This window comes from Petrimonas sp. (assembly GCF_963921705.1).
Classification (GTDB): Bacteria; Bacteroidota; Bacteroidia; order Bacteroidales; family Dysgonomonadaceae; genus Petrimonas; species Petrimonas sulfuriphila.
Genome location: NZ_OY997410.1, coordinates 2,553,097 through 2,570,313, shown reverse-complemented (window position 1 = coordinate 2,570,313; position 17,217 = coordinate 2,553,097). Strand labels below are relative to the sequence as shown.

The 17,217-nt window shown below is 40.1% G+C and carries 17 protein-coding genes; 8 read left to right on the top strand and 9 right to left on the bottom strand.

The window, feature by feature from the left end; translation table 11 throughout:
- Position 1: 1 nt before the first annotated feature.
- The 6 genes from AACM02_RS10765 to AACM02_RS10740 all read right to left on the bottom strand — a co-directional run bounded on the left by AACM02_RS10765 (position 2) and on the right by AACM02_RS10740 (position 5,759).
- A complete protein-coding gene (locus AACM02_RS10765; protein ID WP_339116968.1) occupies positions 2–1,120 on the bottom strand; it encodes a DegT/DnrJ/EryC1/StrS family aminotransferase in 1,119 nt (372 codons plus the stop codon).
- Positions 1,113–1,655 carry an acyltransferase gene (locus tag AACM02_RS10760; protein ID WP_339116967.1) on the bottom strand — a complete coding sequence of 181 codons (543 nt, stop codon included), beginning with the start codon at positions 1,653–1,655 and terminating at the stop codon, positions 1,113–1,115. The genes AACM02_RS10765 and AACM02_RS10760 overlap by 8 nt, the downstream gene beginning before the upstream one ends.
- Positions 1,652–2,065: an FdtA/QdtA family cupin domain-containing protein gene (locus AACM02_RS10755; protein WP_339116966.1), complete on the bottom strand. Its 414-nt coding sequence runs from the start codon at positions 2,063–2,065 to the stop codon at positions 1,652–1,654. Before AACM02_RS10755 ends, AACM02_RS10760 begins: the two co-directional genes overlap by 4 nt.
- Complete coding sequence (locus AACM02_RS10750) at positions 2,043–2,465, bottom strand: FdtA/QdtA family cupin domain-containing protein (protein ID WP_339116965.1); 423 nt, start codon at positions 2,463–2,465, stop codon at positions 2,043–2,045. Before AACM02_RS10750 ends, AACM02_RS10755 begins: the two co-directional genes overlap by 23 nt.
- A 70-nt stretch (positions 2,466–2,535) precedes the next feature.
- Positions 2,536–4,923, bottom strand: coding sequence for a polysaccharide biosynthesis tyrosine autokinase (locus AACM02_RS10745; protein ID WP_339116964.1), 2,388 nt, complete (start codon positions 4,921–4,923; stop codon positions 2,536–2,538).
- Positions 4,924–4,964: 41 nt separating this feature from the next.
- The gene (locus tag AACM02_RS10740) at positions 4,965–5,759 is read right to left on the bottom strand and encodes a polysaccharide biosynthesis/export family protein (RefSeq protein ID WP_339116963.1); all 795 of its coding nucleotides are present in this window, start codon (positions 5,757–5,759) and stop codon (positions 4,965–4,967) included.
- 874 nt (positions 5,760–6,633) lie between these two features.
- Here AACM02_RS10740 and AACM02_RS10735 point away from each other — a divergent pair.
- From AACM02_RS10735 to AACM02_RS10700, 8 genes are all read left to right on the top strand, one after another.
- Positions 6,634–7,929, top strand: a complete 1,296-nt coding sequence (locus AACM02_RS10735; protein WP_339116962.1) for a right-handed parallel beta-helix repeat-containing protein — start codon at positions 6,634–6,636, stop codon at positions 7,927–7,929.
- 109 nt (positions 7,930–8,038) lie between these two features.
- A complete protein-coding gene (locus AACM02_RS10730; RefSeq protein ID WP_339116961.1) occupies positions 8,039–8,491 on the top strand; it encodes a lipid-binding protein in 453 nt (150 codons plus the stop codon).
- 258 nt (positions 8,492–8,749) lie between these two features.
- Positions 8,750–10,024 carry a glycosyltransferase family 4 protein gene (locus tag AACM02_RS10725; RefSeq protein ID WP_339116960.1) on the top strand — a complete coding sequence of 425 codons (1,275 nt, stop codon included), beginning with the start codon at positions 8,750–8,752 and terminating at the stop codon, positions 10,022–10,024.
- Between the two features lie 52 nt (positions 10,025–10,076).
- A complete protein-coding gene (locus AACM02_RS10720) occupies positions 10,077–11,318 on the top strand; it encodes a PLP-dependent transferase (RefSeq protein ID WP_339116959.1) in 1,242 nt (413 codons plus the stop codon).
- Positions 11,319–11,345: 27 nt separating this feature from the next.
- Entirely contained in the window at positions 11,346–12,308 is a 963-nt protein-coding gene (locus AACM02_RS10715) for a polysaccharide deacetylase family protein (RefSeq protein WP_339116958.1), read from the top strand.
- Between the two features lie 175 nt (positions 12,309–12,483).
- Positions 12,484–13,044 carry a hypothetical protein gene (locus AACM02_RS10710; protein ID WP_339116957.1) on the top strand — a complete coding sequence of 187 codons (561 nt, stop codon included), beginning with the start codon at positions 12,484–12,486 and terminating at the stop codon, positions 13,042–13,044.
- Complete coding sequence (locus AACM02_RS10705; protein WP_339116956.1) at positions 13,045–13,665, top strand: DUF4230 domain-containing protein; 621 nt, start codon at positions 13,045–13,047, stop codon at positions 13,663–13,665. It begins immediately after the preceding gene.
- Between the two features lie 21 nt (positions 13,666–13,686).
- Positions 13,687–14,211: a hypothetical protein gene (locus AACM02_RS10700; protein WP_339116955.1), complete on the top strand. Its 525-nt coding sequence runs from the start codon at positions 13,687–13,689 to the stop codon at positions 14,209–14,211.
- Positions 14,212–14,236: 25 nt separating this feature from the next.
- Here AACM02_RS10700 and AACM02_RS10695 read toward each other — a convergent pair whose 3' ends face one another.
- The 3 genes from AACM02_RS10695 to AACM02_RS10685 all read right to left on the bottom strand — a co-directional run bounded on the left by AACM02_RS10695 (position 14,237) and on the right by AACM02_RS10685 (position 17,212).
- Complete coding sequence (locus AACM02_RS10695) at positions 14,237–14,797, bottom strand: GNAT family N-acetyltransferase (protein WP_339116954.1); 561 nt, start codon at positions 14,795–14,797, stop codon at positions 14,237–14,239.
- 17 nt (positions 14,798–14,814) lie between these two features.
- The gene (locus AACM02_RS10690) at positions 14,815–15,531 is read right to left on the bottom strand and encodes a DsbA family oxidoreductase (protein ID WP_339116953.1); all 717 of its coding nucleotides are present in this window, start codon (positions 15,529–15,531) and stop codon (positions 14,815–14,817) included.
- A gap of 154 nt (positions 15,532–15,685) precedes the next feature.
- Complete coding sequence (locus AACM02_RS10685) at positions 15,686–17,212, bottom strand: TlpA disulfide reductase family protein (protein ID WP_339116952.1); 1,527 nt, start codon at positions 17,210–17,212, stop codon at positions 15,686–15,688.
- Positions 17,213–17,217 lie beyond the last annotated feature (5 nt).

Below are 17,217 nucleotides of genomic sequence, written 5' to 3'. Positions count from 1 at the left end.
GCTATTTGTTCAAATCGTTCTGTCGAAAAGAGTTCACGGTTTTCACTACTGTCTCGGCCTCTTCGTCTGTTATTACCTGGCTTATGGGCAGGCTCAACACTTCGTTATGAATTTTCTCGGTTACCGGCAAGCTAAGCTTATTCCAATCCCGATAGGCTTTTTGTTTATGCGGGGGGACCGGATAGTGGATGAGCGCCTGAACACCGTTGTTGTTGAGGTATTGGAGCAAATTATCGCGATGGGCGGAACGAATAACAAACAGGTGAAACACGTGCGACTCCCAATCTTGTACTTTCGGTAGGATAACCTCCGGATTATGTATCCGGGTTAAAAAATAACGCGCGATATCTTTTCGCCGTTGATTGTCTTCGTCTAAATAGTTGAGTTTTACATCCAAAATAGCAGCCTGAATTTCATCTAACCTGCTGTTCAATCCCTGATAGTCAAATACGTATTTAACGTTTGACCCATAATTGGCCAATGCTCTTACTGTTTCTGCCAATTCTTTATTGTTGGTGGTAATTGCTCCGCCATCACCAAACGCTCCCAGATTCTTACCGGGGTAAAAACTGTGCCCTGAAGCATCTCCTAAAGAGCCGGTGATTTTTCCATTAAATTTGCATCCGGTTGCCTGGGCGTTATCTTCGATAAGTTTTAAACCGTGTCTTTTGCATATTTCGCCAATTTTATCCGTGTAGGCGCATTGTCCGTAGAGGTGAACGATCATGATAGCCTTTGTTTTGGGCGAAATGGCTTCTTCAATTTTGGTGTCGTCAATCTGATAAGAATTAATATCGGGTTCAACCAATACCGGAATTAACCTGTTATCGGTAATAGCGAGGATGGATGCGATAAAAGTATTGGCCGGAACAATAACTTCATCTCCTTCCTGCATAATGCCCAATTCGATATAGGCTTTGAGAATTATCCTTAAAGCGTCCAACCCATTCGCAACTCCAATACAATAATTCGTGCCGATAAAGTGGGCATAGTTCTTTTCGAACCGGTTGGTTTCTTCACCCAAAAGATACCAGCCCGAGTCGATCACACGAGATGCTGCCCGATGAATTTCGTCGGAATATTTTTGTGTAATTTTTTGAATTTCAAGAAATTTAATCATTTGTGTCTGATTTTAAAATGTGTTCAACACCGTTTTTGTCCCTTTTATTCATATCCAGTAAAATGCCTTCCTCGGTTATGTATCCTTTTTGAGTTGCCGGATTTCCATACCAGAATGTGTAATCGGGAATGTCTTTTGTTACCAAACTTCCCGCACCGATGAAAGAATACTCCCCAATCACAAGTCCCGGGAGTATGGTTGCATTCGCTCCGATGGATGCCCCTTTTTTCACTAACGTGGGTTTGAATTTGGTGGTATCGTGAGCTTTCGATCTCGGAATCAATTCATTGGTGAATGTTGCATTGGGGCCGATAAACACATTGTCTTCAATGGTTATTCCATCCCACAACTGCACGCCGCTTTTAATGGTTACATTGTTTCCGATGACTACATCGTTTTCTATGAATACATGCGCACAAATATTACAGTTATTCCCAACTTGGGCGTCGGGCAAGATTACGCAAAACTGCCAGATAGTTGTGTCCTCACCTATTCTTTGGGAAAGAACATCCGTTCGTGGATGTATATATGTCATTTTTTATATTCTTTAAATTCGTTGTAATCTCTTATATAATCATCCGCATAATATTCCGTCGATGCTAACACCAAGCATACAGAACCGGAAGAAAAATTGTCTAATTCTCTCCAAATACCGGGAACAACAAGTAATCCGCGGTATGGACGGTTTATGGTGAACGTTCTTTTCAACTCGCCATCGTCTAATGTTACATCAAAACTACCGCTGGCTGCCACAATAAACTGCTGAAGTTCTTTGTGAGCATGGCCGCCCCGTGACTCTCCACCGGGAACATCGTAGAGATAGTACACCCGTTTCACGTTGAAAGGAACTGTTTTGCCATTTTCAACTACGCTTAAATTCCCTTTCTCGTGATGGTGTTTGTCAATTTCTATCATGGAACAATCATATATGTTCGTCTTTTTCATTTACCGCTTTTTTAAATTGTTCGTAGTCGTATATATAATCTGAAACATCGAATTTGATCGATGCCAAAATGAGCGCCAAGGAGTTTGTCGAGAAATTCAGCATTTGCCTCCATACCCCTTTAGGAACATATAACCCGTAATATGAGCGGTTTAGAGAATATGTTTTCAGTTCCTCTCCATTGTCAAGTATCACATCGAAACTTCCCGAAAGAGCAACAATAAATTCCTGATTCCGTTTGTATGCATGGCCGCCTCTGACTTCTCCGCCGGGTACATCGTATATCCAATACGTCCGTTTTATTTTAAAAGGGATGTTCTTGATTTCTTCAATTACGGATAGGTTTCCCCTTCTGTCCAAATTTTTAGGAAGGTCTATTATTTTTGCACCATTGAGTTTCATTTTCATCAGTTTTTTTTATAAACGTTCAATCGAATTATATATTGATGTTGCTATCCATCAACAAGTATGATCACGCATACCCGTAACCGTATTTTTTCCCATATCCATAGCGGTAGGCGATAGCATTTAAATCCACGGAGTTCAGTATAAAGTACATTCTGGTAAGTTTCTTTTCCTTATAATACATTGTTGCATCTTCAATATATTTTTTGGGTGTATAGTCTGCCCGAACCACATAAAGGGTCACATCTGTTAAACGGTTTAATAAAAAACTATCAGAAACTACACCAATGGGTGCGGTATCTATGATTATATAATCGAAATCATCTCGTACATCTTTTACTAATTCATCTAATAATGACTTAGCTAACAGCTCGTTGGGATTCGGTGGGATTGCGCCTGCCGTAATAACCGATAAATTTGGATGAACTCCGGAAGGTTTTATAAGTTCTTCTTTTTTAAGATTTCCAGACAAATACAAGGTAATTCCGCTTTTGTTGTCTAACCCAAGGTATTCGGATAATTTTGGTTTTCGTATATCCAATTCAATGATTAAGACTTTTTTATCTAACAGAACCAAGCTCATTGCCATGTTGATGGTTATGAATGTTTTTCCATCGCCGCTTATGCTTGAGAGCATATTGATAACCTTTTTTTCTTTACTATCGATGACAAATAACAGATTAGCCCTTAGCAGTCTCATCATTTCACTGAAATTGTCGTTGCTGTTTTCTTTAATCACAACATATTCAGTATGAGAAATTTCAGGAATTTCCCCGAGAACCGGTACCGAGGTTAACTCCTCAAGTTCTTCCTTGGTGCTGATTTGATAACGCAATAAATCTTTTATCTTTATTCCAATAATGGGTAAAGCTAACCCCATAGCCAGAAATATTAATCCAACTATCATTTTGTTGGGCGAGACAACACCCATAATACGAATGTTATCTATCAATTTAGAACTGGGCGCTACCGAAGCCATATTCATATATTTTTCTTCTTTTTTCTGAAGCAGATACAAGAACAATTCTTCTTTGATGTTTTGCTGGCGTTTTATATCTGAATAGACCCGTTCTTGGCGAGGTATAGCTCTTATTCGCGCGTTATTCTGGTAGTACATGGCAGAAATATCGCGTTGTTGAATTTCAAGATTACTTTTTTCGTTTTGCAGGCCTGATCTCACGGAGCTGAAAGTGGATTCTATCCGGTTATTCAACTCAATCATCGATTGATTGCTGCTCGAAGCAATGCGTGAGAGCTTGTTCCGTTCCAGGACCAAGTCATTATACGCGTTGATTTGAGCAGCCAATACATCGCTATTTATTCCGGAGTTAGCAGGAATAAGTTGATCGTGGTTGTTTTTTCCCTGAACATAATTATTGAGGTTGGAAACAATCGCGTACTGAGTTTCTACTTCTGTTTTCATTTGTCCCACATTGGCCATTTGCGTATTGTAAACACTGGCTTGTGAAGCAATATCGGTTAGCCCTTGCGATTGCTTGTAGTTTTGCACCTGAGTTTCTACAGAACTAAGCTCAGCACTGAGTTTCGCAAGATGCTCATCAATAACTTGGGACGTTTTATCGGCAAGTTCTATTTGATCCCTTATACCTTCTTCGTTGTAAGTTTCTATGTATTCTTTTAAGAAATCTCCACCCAACGTTCCGTGCGGACATGTCAAAGAGAGGTTCGCTACCGCGGATGTTTTGGAGGTTAACTCTATTTCCAGTGCGTTCAAATATTGACCGGCCACGTTTTTCGGATGATTTATTTCCACTCTCATCAGCATATCCTTGGTTGGACGCGTTTTTCCCTTTTGTATCTGTAAACTGCCAAACGGAAAACTGACAATACTATCTGATGGAGTTGCTTTCGCGTTGTACGTGTTCCCATTATAGGAACCGGAAAATTCGTAATTTCCGTTGGGTTGGACGAGCACATCGAAAACGATACTTCTCTGTAAATGATCCAGAAGATTTTCAGGAAAACTGATAAGTGCCGGAATCTCATCTCCGTATAAAACTCTCAATTTCCGTTTGGGAAAATCCGTAAATAGCGCGTCCAATCTTGTAATCCTAACGGCATCAAATGGTTTTATTTCGGTATAAGTTGTGTAAATTCCGAGCTTTCTGACAACGTTCTCAACAATCAAGGATTTTTTTAAAATTTCAATCTCATTATCCACGTTATTTCGCTGAGTTATCACCCCCATCCCTCTAAACACATTTATTTCTGAAGCTCCGCCACCTTTTACATCATCTTTAAACAAAATGGCAGTTTCCACTTTATATTGTGGTAAAGCGTAAAACAGATAGAGTGCTGCCATGGCAATACAAATCAATAAGGAAATCAAAAACCATTTCCAGTGAGAAAGATATTTCATGAGTATGCCTACAACGTCAATGGGTTTTTCGGCCAGTATGCTATAGTCTTCTTCAACTTCGGAGTAATTATTCATTGTTTTTATTGTATTTGTAGAGTTATCTCAAATGATTTTAATTATCGGGTAATGCTGTAAATGGTGGCCGCCATTGTAGCCAATGAAATTAAAACGGATAAGGTTGATATTCGATAAGTTTCCGCAGCGCCATACTTGGAAGAATTGGCTCTTGACTGATTAGGCTCTACATATAGCACATCGTTTTGCTCGAGAAAATAAGCGGGAGAATTAAAAATACTTCTATCGTTGAGATTTAACGTATAAATTATTCTTTCACCGTTCACATCTTCGCGGAGAACTTTCACGTTGTCACGTCTTCCGTATATGGTCATATCGCCTGCCAATGCCAGTCCTTCAAAAATGGTCATTCGTTCGTTGGTTGTCTCAAATTTTCCCGGACGGAATACTTCGCCTAATACGTTTATGGAATAATTTAAAATGCGAATCGTTATTATAGGCATTTCCTGAGTAAAGTGTGGTTTCAACTTTTCCTCAATAAATAACTCCAGTTCTTTTGTACTCAATCCTTTCACTTGTAATGTCCCTAAAATTGGAAAAGAGATGCTGCCTTCTTTATCAACCAGGTAACTCTGAAGGGAGGGTTGTGAATAAAGAGAATTGATAAGCTCAAGTGTTTGAGGCGTAAAAAGATTGTAACGCCTGGAGGCTTCAGGCTCACTGCTTACCACGCTTATTGAAAGTATATCTTTAGGTTTAATACGCGCGTCATACGTTGTCTCGTTTATCCTGTTGATCTCTTTATCAAAATGAGGGAAATAGGCAATATTCTGGACCGGAGAACAGGAAACAATCAATCCTGCCAGTAGAACAAATAGGAAAATGTTTTTTTTCATAGAGTTACGCGTTGAAAATTTTATTGATCATTCATTGATAATGTATGCTCCAAATTAATAGTAGAGCTGCAGAGAGAATCGATCAACATTAATTAATTTGATTATAAGCTCTGATCGCAGATGGATTTTAAAATAAACATACGGTAGCAAAAATAGGGTGTAATGAAACCGGATTGTTAGGACTAAATGAACATTTTTTTGTATTTTCGGATTGATTTTATTGTTAAATTATGACCGGGCAAGCATATGGAATATACAATCTATTAAAGATGAGATATATATTTTAAAAAAGTTTTTATACAAAAAACAAGTAAAAAAATAGAGGAACCGTAGATAAGAATTTCCGGCTCTAAATCTATATAATTAATTAACTCATTGATAATAAACAATATGATAATTTTCTCTTTAAGATGATAATTTTTCATTGATTCTCTTGATGGTACTTTTTTTAGCTAATTTAGTTAAATACAGAGACAAATAAATGCTATTATTGTCCTAATCGATAAAAATTACAGCTACAAAATTTTACTTTTTGCGATAAGGTATAATGTTGAAAAAGTGTCGATAACAAGAAGTGTAAAAATAACCTTTTTAGACCAGTTCTAAATAAATAAAAAAAATTGTAGAAAACGTACATCGTTAATAAACAGCAACTATATTAAAATCCAATTAAATAATGTTATTTGCCTGAAATTTAACATTATAATAAAGAAATAGTGCGTAATTTTGTGGTCGTGATAAGTACCCGAAATAATTTCTTTATGCCGAATCTTTTTATTCCGATTCTAAACTACGAAGAATACATCTTTCGTACATTTTAAAGATAAAATAAGGTGTTTAAAGCAATGAATGAAGTATAATTAAAAAGTATTCAATGAAAAAAAGTAAAAAAGTTTTAATGCTGAGTGTATTTTTTTTGTTTTTTGTTGTTCATTTATTTTACGGACAAGGTTCCAAATATACCGGAGAATATATAAAATCACCGGCGATACAACATGCACATAAAAATAATATTGTCATCGAAGGGTTGGAATTTACAAACTCAAACCCTTCTCTGTTCGGGGGGCGCGCCATCTCGCTTTGGAAATGCGAAAACGTGATCATCCGGAATTGTAAGTTTACAAACGTGGCTTGGGAAGCTGCTATTCTCGTGGAAAACGGCTTAAATGTTACCATTACCGATTGTGTGTTTGAAAACGTTTATCAAGCGCTCAGGGTCGAAAAAAGCAGGGGAAACGTTAAATTTGAGAACAACGAGGTCAAAAATTTAGTAAAAGGGTTGCATAATGGTAATGGCGGCGGCGGAGTACAAATTGCTGAATCCAATGGCCCGGGATATAGTGTAAGCTCCAATGTCTTTGAGAATCTTCCTGGAAATACTCACACGATAGATGTTATAGGGGTGTATCACTCAAACGGAACGCCGGACAGCCCGATCATGATCAAGGGCAACTGGATAAGAGGCGGCGGCCCCCTGCTGAATAGCGGCGGAATTATTCTTGGAGATGTTGGTGGCAGCTACCAGATCGCGGAAGACAATATTTTGGTAGATCCGGGACAATACGGAATCCAGATTGCCGGAGGCCACAACATGACGCTTAGAAACAATAAGGTGTATGCTAAACAGCAACCCTTCACAAACGTGGGTTTAGTCCTTGCTAATTGGACGCAAGATCAGTTAGGGGCCTCCTACAATATTGTGGTGGAAAACAACGCTATCAACTGGATCAGTAGCTCCGGTGCGGTTGGTACGGCATGGATCAGTGAAAATATGAAAGCTGTTGTTCCCAATTGGCGGCAAGCATCGGTTCGCGACGCAAGCATCCTCTCCACCATACTTCCTGAGGTGATTTTTGGACGCGCGACGAAACCTCAAGATACTCCTCACGATCCCCCTTCCAATCCCCCTTCCAATCCCAATCCACCCGGAACCGACAACGGAGGATTACCGATTGTATATATTGACAAGTTCAATCGTATATGTGTGAATTACAGTGGAGAAACGTATTACTTAACGTCGGTCTCAATTTCACGAGACGGAAAAATATTGGTTGATCAGGTAATTGATCGTTACCACACAGTAGTGAATAAAAAATTCGGGCCGGGTGAATACGATGTAATGGTTGACTACGACGGCAAAATACACAATACAAAATTAGTCCTTAAGTGACAGAAGACGGAAGACGAAAGAGAGAAGACGGAAGTTTGAATAGTTCAACGAAAAAAGTCTTTGCTCCTTGCTCCTTGCTCTTTGCTCTTTACTCAAAAACAATAAACAGATGAAACTTAAAAAAATAGTTATATTATTCGTAACGGCTGCTTTTATACTATCTTGCCAACACTCGGAAAAAGAGATTACCGAAGCGTCCGAAACAGCTATCCATGCTGTTGGAGAGTGGAATGTTTCGGCATACCTTGGTGACTCGCAGATAAGCAAGCCTTTCACGTTGGTTATCCTCAATGATATTTCGTCAAAAGCCGATTCCATTATACTAAAAGATGTCTCAAAAGATTTTTGGGATTTTCAGGTAAAAGCGGCCGTTGACAAAACAAAAGATGTTTTTGAAACAAAAATATCTCACTGTAAAGTCTCCGAATACAATATAGGGATCAAGATCCCTAACGGCAAGATAATTGATTCAGACAGTATTTATCTCGAAATGCAGTTTGAGGATGATGTGACGCCTTTTGGAAATACATATCAATTAAAAGGACATCGGATAAATCAGTGATTTCGATTTACATTTTAAACGGTATTGTCAATCAACCAATAATTTTTCGGACTACTTTGGGTTTATCTCAAAGTAGTCCGATTTTTTGTGGATAACTGAAAAACAATTTATATAAGTTCATTCTTTCGTTAGAAAATAGCCTAAATTTATTGTTTTGAGAATAAATCAGCTAAATTTGTAAAACGAAGAAATGCGTGAGTATATTTTCTTCTGTACTTATAAATTGAATCAACATAACAATACGAGTTAATCACAATAATGGAAAAACTGAAAATCCTCATAAATGCTTATGCTTGCTCGCCCGACAAGGGTAGCGAACCCGGCATGGGATGGAATTGGTGCACGCATTTAGCTAAATACTGTGAACTACATATCATTACCGAAGGAGAATTCAGGGAGAAGATTGAGGCTGCTTTACCCGGTTTGCCTCAGGGGAAGAATATGCATTTCTATTACAATCCGGTAACGGAGGAAGTAAGAAAGATGTGCTGGAATCAGGGTGACTGGAGATTTTACATTCATTACAAAGAATGGCAAAAAAAAACGCTGGATATTGCAAAACAAATTGTGGCAGAGCATAAAATAGATATTCTGCATCAATTGAATATGATCGGTTTCAGAGAACCGGGGTATTTATGGAAGATAAAGAATATTCCGTTTGTATGGGGGCCTATTGGAGGTTTGCATAAATTTCCTTCCGCTTATTCGGAGGGTGCAGGAATAAAAATGCGGGTTTTTAACCGGTTGAAAAATACCATCAATACATTGCAAATCAAGTACGATGGTCGCGTTAATGAGGCGCTTAAACGAGGCAGTTTACTAATCAGCTCCACCCCGGATTCATACCGTGCTATAAAAATTCACAAAAAAAAGGACTCTGTTCTTATTCCCGAAACCGGAACTTTTATCAGTGCTGATGTTCCGACGAAAAGATTTTACGAGGAAGATTTTCATGCGTTGTGGGTCGGGAGGCTTATTTTTAGTAAATTATTGCCGTTGGCATTGAGATCTTTAGCTGCAACGAAGAACAAACACATCGTTTTGGATGTGTATGGCCAAGGGAATGAGTCCCAAGAAACGGAGGCGAAAAAACTTGCTACTGATTTAGGCGTGTCAGCTCAGATAGTATGGCACGGTAATCAACCCCATGCAATCGTACAAAAAGCCATGCGCGAAGCTCAGCTTTTTTTCTTCACGAGTGTGAGCGAAGCTACTTCTACCGTTGTGTTGGAGGCTGTCAGCAATCGTTTACCCGTATTGTGTTTCGATGCCTGTGGATTCGGAGCAATTATTGATGAGACGGTTGGCCGTAAAATTCCGCTTACTAATCCTCAACAATCCGTCACCGATTTTGCCGAACAATTGAATATGTTTTTTGCAAATCGTAAATTGCTGGAGGAAATGTCCCTGAATTGTAAATTTCTGCAACAAAAGCTTTCGTGGGACGAAAAGGCAAAAAATGTAGTAAATCTATATAAAAAAGTGCTGTCTGGCGTTGCTTCACATGCGACAAACAAATCCTCTTCCTTTTAAATATCGCTTACTCCCGCATTTTTGTATCTTTGTAACCTGAAATTGCAAAAAGATGAATGATTTAAATTTCGAAGATTGTTTGTTGAATATTCCTTATCCACAGCATGACATATATAATTCTCTTTCGATGCCGGTTTACAATGCCGCGGCATACGAATTTAAAACAGCCGCGGATATGGAAGCCGCTTTTTGCGGAAAAACAGCCGACCATACCTATTCTCGCATATCGAACCCCACCGTTCATTACTTCGAAGAACGGGTAAAACATATCACCGGAGCTTACAACGTCACTGCCTTTAACTCGGGAATGGCTGCGATAAGCAACGTGTTTATGTCCATTGCGTACAGCGGTGCGAACATTGTTACTTCCAGGCATCTGTTTGGAAATACCTACTCGTTTTTCGCGAATACGTTGAAAGCCTTTGACGTGGAAGTCAGGTTTTGCGATTTAACAAACGAAGAAGATACCCGCAAGAATATAGATGAAAACACATGCGCTATATTCTTGGAAATCATCACAAACCCACAGATGGAGGTTGTCGATCTTTCTGTTATAAGCGCATTAGCGAAGGAGAAAAATGTGCCGTTGATTGCTGACACAACCATTATTTCTTTTTCGGTTTTTAAGGCCACGAACGTTGGGATAGATATCGAAGTGGTTTCCAGTACCAAATATATATCGGGTGGCGCAACCAGTGTAGGCGGACTTATAATCGATTATGCCTCTTTTGACTGGACAAAAAACAAACGGCTCAGCGAAGTGGCCAACGATCACGGAAATTATACATTTAACTTCAAATTGCGTAAGGAGATTCACCGAAACTTTGGAGCGTATATGAACCCGGGAACGGCTCACTTGCAGACAATCGGATTGGAGACGCTACAGCTGCGTTACGAAAAACAAAGCCGTACCTGCCTTGAACTCGCCAAACGCCTAAAAACGTTGAAAGGCGTTGAATATGTGAATTATACGGGACTATCGGATAATCCTTTTTACGAATTAAGCTGCCTACAATTCGGAGAGACGCCGGGAGCGATGCTGACATTCGACCTGGCTTCAAAAGATGCCTGCTTCCGGTTCATGGATAAACTGAAAGCCATTCGCCGCGCCACTAATCTGTTCGATAACAAAAGCCTTGCGATTCATCCTGCAAGCACAATTTATGGAAACTTTTCTCAAACACAAAGAGATGCTATGAATGTAAGTGACAAAACTGTACGACTGTCGGTGGGATTGGAGAGTGTGGATTTTCTACATGATGATATTAAACAGGCTTTAGTGAAAAATTATTGATGTTGAATATTTAATGTAAAAAAACAGATGAAGAGAACGAAATTAAAATTTTTGCCCCCTTATATTCTATTTTTTGGGATAGCATTAGTATGTGTTCAGTGTCAACAATCAAAAGATTCCAATAGTGTATCGGCTTTTTCAAATGTTGCAAAGAAAATTTATAAAAAACTGAATTTGCAGCGTGATTCTCTACACTTGGGACACACTCATTTCAACTGGCCTGATGGTAAAAAGATGGCAATCAGCCTAACTTTTGACGATTCGCGCTTGAGCCAGATTGACAAAGGAATTCCGTTGCTCGACAAATACAATGTGAAGGGAACATTTTATATATCTCCACATTTACTGACGCAAAGAGTAGAGGAATGGAAAAAAGCGGCAAGAAATGGACACGAGATCGGAAATCATACTTTCACGCATCCTTGTTCGGGTAATTTTTCATTTTCAAGAGATAATGCATTGGAGAATCACACACTTCAATCAATGAAAGAAGATATAGATTCTGCCAATATGCTGATTGAGAAAACATTGGGTTACTCCCCCGTATCCTTCGCTTATCCCTGTGGAGAAACTTTCGTGGGAAGAGGAGAAAACACCGAGAGTTATGTTCCCTTAATTGCAGCTCAATTTAAAACCGGACGTAAGTGGCGCAACGAAACGGCAAACGATCCTTTGTTTTGCGATTTAGCTCAGATAAAAGGCATACAGCTGGATGGAAAATCGTTTGAAGAAGTACTTCGACTCATTGAAGCGGCAAAGAGAAACGGACAATGGTTAGTTCTTGTCGGACATGAAATGGATAACAAAAAAGGTGAGTTAACCTCGTTATTATCAACTATTGAAGCTATATGTCAATATGCGTCTAAACAAAATAATGGCGTGTGGATTGATAATGTTCAAAATATTGCCTCGTTTATAAAAGAGCAACGAGATGAAAAAGTATTTTCAGAATTTCACGATGATACAGACTCACTATTTTCGGTTTACTAAAACGGTTGTAGCTTACTATCTTTGATGACAATAGATAAATTGGCAGTTTAATAAATTCCTACGCCATTAAATTCAACTCACACCAAGAGTTTTCTAAGGCTGAACAAAATACCTGCAAAAATTATTTTCTTACCACTTAATGATTATTTTTGTAAGAATAAATCGTATAAGAATTATGGAACGATTAAAAGTTGCTATTGCCGATAAAATTCTGGAAATATCATCGGGAAACCCGGAAGAGATAAAATTCAAGTTGGGTAAGGTTCAGCGATTCAGCGATTTCGCCGAGGCTTGCAAAACCTTGATGACCAAATACCCCGAGATAGAAACTGAACTGCTCGAAATGGTTCGGGATAATGATTTCGACGCTTCGCGCGCCTCGCGGAGGGTGGATTCCATCATCACTCCCCCGCCGGCAGTTACCTCCGAAAACGACGTGTCAGTAACAGAAAATGAAACTTCGTTTGAAGAAATACTTGCCGCCGAAAATGAGGTCTTTTTTTCAACCATACCCGAAGAAAGCGCTGAAGATGGTGACAAAAAGGCAAAAAGAAAAAAACAACTCACATTGCTTTGGCAAGTTTTGGCTGTAGCGGTAGCCATTTTCGTGGTCGTGATTGTGGTTAAGTTTGTGGTAAGCTATTGGAAGATAATACTTATTGTACTTGGTTCGCTGTTAGCAATTTACTTGCTTTGGATTTTTCTTAAAAGGCGGAATCGAAATAAAATCAACTAAGTGAAAGAAAATACCCCGGTAAAGAAAACAAGCCGTTCAACTTACTTTTTCCTGATCACGACAATCGTTTTGGCGATGTTGCTGATATTCAATAAAATGAACAATGTCCAGGATAAAAGATACGATACTTCTACCGTTCTGAGTAAAATTGTTCATATTCAGGAGCTTGCTACGGTCAAATACAGCTATTCGGGAGTGATTGGCTTCAAAGATAATTTTAAAATACTGAACATCAGTGTTCCGCTTACCGACAAGTATTTCCTGTTGAAATACAACGGATACCTGAAGGCCGGCGTAGATTTCAGCCGGGTAAAAGTGAATATTAACGGTGAAAATGTTCACGTTTCAATGCCCCGTGCTCAAATTTTCGATGTGGTTATTGATGAAAACAGCGTAAAGGTTTACGATGAAAGTGAAAATGCGTTTAATCCTATAAAAATATCGGATTACAACAAAGCCCTGATCGGTGAGAAAGAAACGATCAGGCAGGACGCTATCCGGCAAGGGGTATTGAATGATGCCAATAGTCAGGCTGAGCTTGCGGTAAAATCACTGTTGCAGGAAATGGGTTTCAAAAATATTCACATTACGTTGGAGGTTGTTATTCCGGAGTTGCATTGACAAAATAAAAATCAAACAAGTATGAAATTTACGACAAAACTTTTTCTTGCCTGGATGTTTATTTTTTTGATATTTTACGTGGCTGTAATTACTATTATCAGTCTATTCTGGGGTATTCGCATCCAGTTTTGGCAACTGTTGCTTGTTTTTTTCATTGCGGGTGTTTTACCTCCGGCGGTCATAACGTGGTTCTTCTATAAAAGATTGGATTATATGGAATCCGAAAATCCGGATCCTCCGGCTTTTTCAGGGCAAAAGAAAGCACTCCTGACCTTCAGGGCCAGGTCGAACAATCCCTATGCTGAAATGTTGCAAAAGATTGATAGAAACTTCATTGTTTCCTATTCCGACAAGGAGGCTTGTGTTGTAAAGTTCCGGACCGATTGCCGGATTATGTCGTGGGGCGTTTGCGGATATGTCCGGTTACTGGATCAAAGTAAGGTGGAAGCAATTGTCTATCCGATGAACACTGATTCGAAAAGGGAGGAGAAGATTCTGCTCCAGACGCTCCGGTTACTGAGATCGGTATTGAATCCGCAGGGATAATCCAATCTGCTCTTCTGTGCCCGGATTAAGCAAGGACATCCTTCCGGTCAAACGGATATCCTTCACAATACACGATCACGCGTTTACCCAGGAATTTCAGGAAATCGTTATGCTGTCCTTTGGTAATCATCTTCGGGTAACTGAGGATAAGCAACTCAATGGGTTGTCCTTCCAGCCGGTAAGGCAGGTGCATAAACCGGTAAGGTGTGAGGGTAAACCCGGCGCGTTCGTAAAATTGGAGCCGCCTTACGGATAACTCGTTAATCAACGGATCTATTTCGAGAATGATGGTATGGTTGGAATCGCGTAAATAATGAAGCAGTTGCGAACCAAAACCGTGTCCGCGCAGTCCGGGAGTGATGGCCAGGTATTCCAGGTACCGGTACATGTCCCATTCCCAGTAAAACAGCAGTCCGATCAGTTCACCGTCTTCCCATGCCGATACCGGATGAAATTGCGGATCGGAACAGGCACGGACATGGTCTTTCATTTTGCGCCTTTCAGCGGTGGGAAAACTCGACTCATACAATTCCCAGACCTTGTTCCACCTGTTTTTGTCCGATTGCTCTATACGTAAAAATTCCATGGTTAATTATTTTTACTCTATATTTCACATGTCCCGTCTGCATTGCACGATTTGCCTTTCTTTACCTCCATATTGCCCAGGGTGGTATTTGCCTTTTTCCAGCTTTCGTAAGCCTGATTGAGTGTATCCAGGAAAACCTGTACCGGTTCCGATCCGATGATGGCCTGTTTACGTTCGAACAGAAAAGTAGGGACCGTATCTATTCCCAGCTGATGCGCCTCCTGAACATCCTGTTCCACTTCGGCTATAAAGTCGTCTCCGGCAAAGAGCTGGGCAATCTCTGTTGCGTCAAGCCCTGCTTTCACTCCAATTTCCGTCAGGATCCTGATGTCGCTGTAATCCTGTGCATCCTCGAAGTATGCTTTCGATATGAGCGATAAAACGTTCGAGGAGAGGTTTCTCCTTGCAGCCAGTTTTACCAGCCTGTGGGCGTCGAGTGTATTCGCTGCAAAAGCGTTTGGCAGGTTGAACCTCACTCCCGCATTTTTTGCCAGTTGCTCGATGTAAGCAAACATCTGTTTTAACTTGTTTTCCGGAAGTCCGGCGGTTTTTAATAAATAATCCACTACCGAGTAGCCGTTTCCTTTACCGGGCAAATCCGGGTTTAACCGGAAGGATTTTATGACCAATTCAACTTCATCGGCGTGCGCAAATTGCTGCATGGCCTGTTCATAATGAATCTTGCCTATGTAACAATAGGGACACATGATATCTGTCCAAACTTCAACTTTCATCTGTTTTATTTAATAATTGCTTTTTACAACCCTTTAAACACCCGATCTGAATTTTTGTTTATAATACACTTATTTAAAACAACAAATTTGCCGAACGACTATTCGATTCCTCCTGAGAGGCTGCTCTTTATTTCCGGAGTTCTTTGGCTGGTTTTCATTCTTCCAATAATTTATCAATTTTCGTCTTGGTTCCCGGTAAAGAAGGAAGTATATGGTTGCCAAAATCCACCATTACGCCGTTTTTGTCGAAGAGCAGGAAATAAGGGACGCTGCTTTTTGTGTTGAAACGCTTGTTGATGTCCTGCCATTCCTTGTCGGAAAGGGCAATGTGAATGCCGGGAAGATCGAGACTTGCAATGATGTTTTTCCCGCGTTCGGTTTCACCGTCCAGCCACAGATACGCAAACACAATGGGTTTGCCGTCAAGTTCTTCGTGTAGCGCTTTGCTGTACGGCATTTGCCTCATGCACGGCCCGCACCACGTCGCACAGATATCCACATACACCACCTTCCCCGGATTGGAGTAGAGAACCTGTTTTACGATATTGGCAGAATCGGTTATCAGCGAACCTCTTCCGTGTAACTCAACGGCGTTTCTTCCTAAAACGGCATCGGAATACACGCGCGGATTGGTGTTGTAGGCTTTCACCTGATTGTATTGGTTGTTGAGTGTGGCACGCAAAAAAGGATCGGTAATTATTTTGTTTATCATAACGCGGTTACTATCGATCCAGTCCGTTTTGTGAGCTTGAAGATGGATAATATTCAGGAAACCGGCGAAGGCGAATTGAGACAAATAGACGTTTTTTGAACCTGATTTTAATTTTTCCAGTATCTTATTCAATAACTGAGGGTTGTTTAACTGAGCTTCGTTTATTTTGGGGTAGAATTCGGGATAACTTTCTTCTATTACATATCTCGAAAATCCGTTCACCGCCTTAAAATTATCCGCCATGATTATGGAATTATCCACTTCCCTTTCAAATTCTTTCACAAAATCGTAATACATTTCCCGTTCTTTGCCCGTCGGTTCTTTTTTTGTGCGGATGGTGTGCTGATAGGGATATAAGAACAGCGCGTTGTAATAATCCAACGCCACTTGCTTTTTTGCCCACGTGTTAAATGTTTCCGATGTGCTGTTTTCTTGTTGAAAAACGGCAAGTTTTTGTAAGGTTTCGTCGTATTGTTTTTTGGTTTCTGCTTTGTAATCCGAAAACGAGAGTTCATACGGTTGCGAATAACGTCCTAGGTATTGGTTGCGGAATGCGTTAATGTGCTTGTTCAACTCTGCGCTCGTTCCCCTGAAAACGGTATGTGTGATGTTCTGGAAATCCTTTTCGATATACAAGCTGTCACCCGGAGCGATAACGATGCGGTCTTCCACCGGAACGAACGATATTTCAAGGGTGGTGATGGGGTAAATTTCGAAACGGAACAATCCGTCTTCGGTAAGGGGCGCGGTGTACATGGCTTCATTCCCGTAGAAATCGGGCAATGTTATTTCGAGCAGTTTCACGTGCGGATAGACATCCCTGTTGATTATTTTGCCGGTAATAATGGCCTTTTCTCCCAAGTCTGTTTTCTCTCCGGTGAATATGGGCGGCATTCTGTTCTCTTTCTGCCGCTGGCAGACGGAGAGAATAAGAATAAGGGAGAGGAAGAGGATTGTTTTGTGTTTCATCTTTT

Coding starts and splice junctions, on each gene's coding strand:
- AACM02_RS10765 (WP_339116968.1), bottom strand. CDS start 1,120: ATGATTAAATTTCTTGAAATTCAAAAAATTACACAAAAATATTCCGAC.
- AACM02_RS10760 (WP_339116967.1), bottom strand. CDS start 1,655: ATGACATATATACATCCACGAACGGATGTTCTTTCCCAAAGAATAGGT.
- AACM02_RS10755 (WP_339116966.1), bottom strand. CDS start 2,065: ATGAAAAAGACGAACATATATGATTGTTCCATGATAGAAATTGACAAA.
- AACM02_RS10750 (WP_339116965.1), bottom strand. CDS start 2,465: ATGAAACTCAATGGTGCAAAAATAATAGACCTTCCTAAAAATTTGGAC.
- AACM02_RS10745 (WP_339116964.1), bottom strand. CDS start 4,923: ATGAATAATTACTCCGAAGTTGAAGAAGACTATAGCATACTGGCCGAA.
- AACM02_RS10740 (WP_339116963.1), bottom strand. CDS start 5,759: ATGAAAAAAAACATTTTCCTATTTGTTCTACTGGCAGGATTGATTGTT.
- AACM02_RS10735 (WP_339116962.1), top strand. CDS start 6,634: ATGAAAAAAAGTAAAAAAGTTTTAATGCTGAGTGTATTTTTTTTGTTT.
- AACM02_RS10730 (WP_339116961.1), top strand. CDS start 8,039: ATGAAACTTAAAAAAATAGTTATATTATTCGTAACGGCTGCTTTTATA.
- AACM02_RS10725 (WP_339116960.1), top strand. CDS start 8,750: ATGGAAAAACTGAAAATCCTCATAAATGCTTATGCTTGCTCGCCCGAC.
- AACM02_RS10720 (WP_339116959.1), top strand. CDS start 10,077: ATGAATGATTTAAATTTCGAAGATTGTTTGTTGAATATTCCTTATCCA.
- AACM02_RS10715 (WP_339116958.1), top strand. CDS start 11,346: ATGAAGAGAACGAAATTAAAATTTTTGCCCCCTTATATTCTATTTTTT.
- AACM02_RS10710 (WP_339116957.1), top strand. CDS start 12,484: ATGGAACGATTAAAAGTTGCTATTGCCGATAAAATTCTGGAAATATCA.
- AACM02_RS10700 (WP_339116955.1), top strand. CDS start 13,687: ATGAAATTTACGACAAAACTTTTTCTTGCCTGGATGTTTATTTTTTTG.
- AACM02_RS10695 (WP_339116954.1), bottom strand. CDS start 14,797: ATGGAATTTTTACGTATAGAGCAATCGGACAAAAACAGGTGGAACAAG.
- AACM02_RS10690 (WP_339116953.1), bottom strand. CDS start 15,531: ATGAAAGTTGAAGTTTGGACAGATATCATGTGTCCCTATTGTTACATA.
- AACM02_RS10685 (WP_339116952.1), bottom strand. CDS start 17,212: ATGAAACACAAAACAATCCTCTTCCTCTCCCTTATTCTTATTCTCTCC.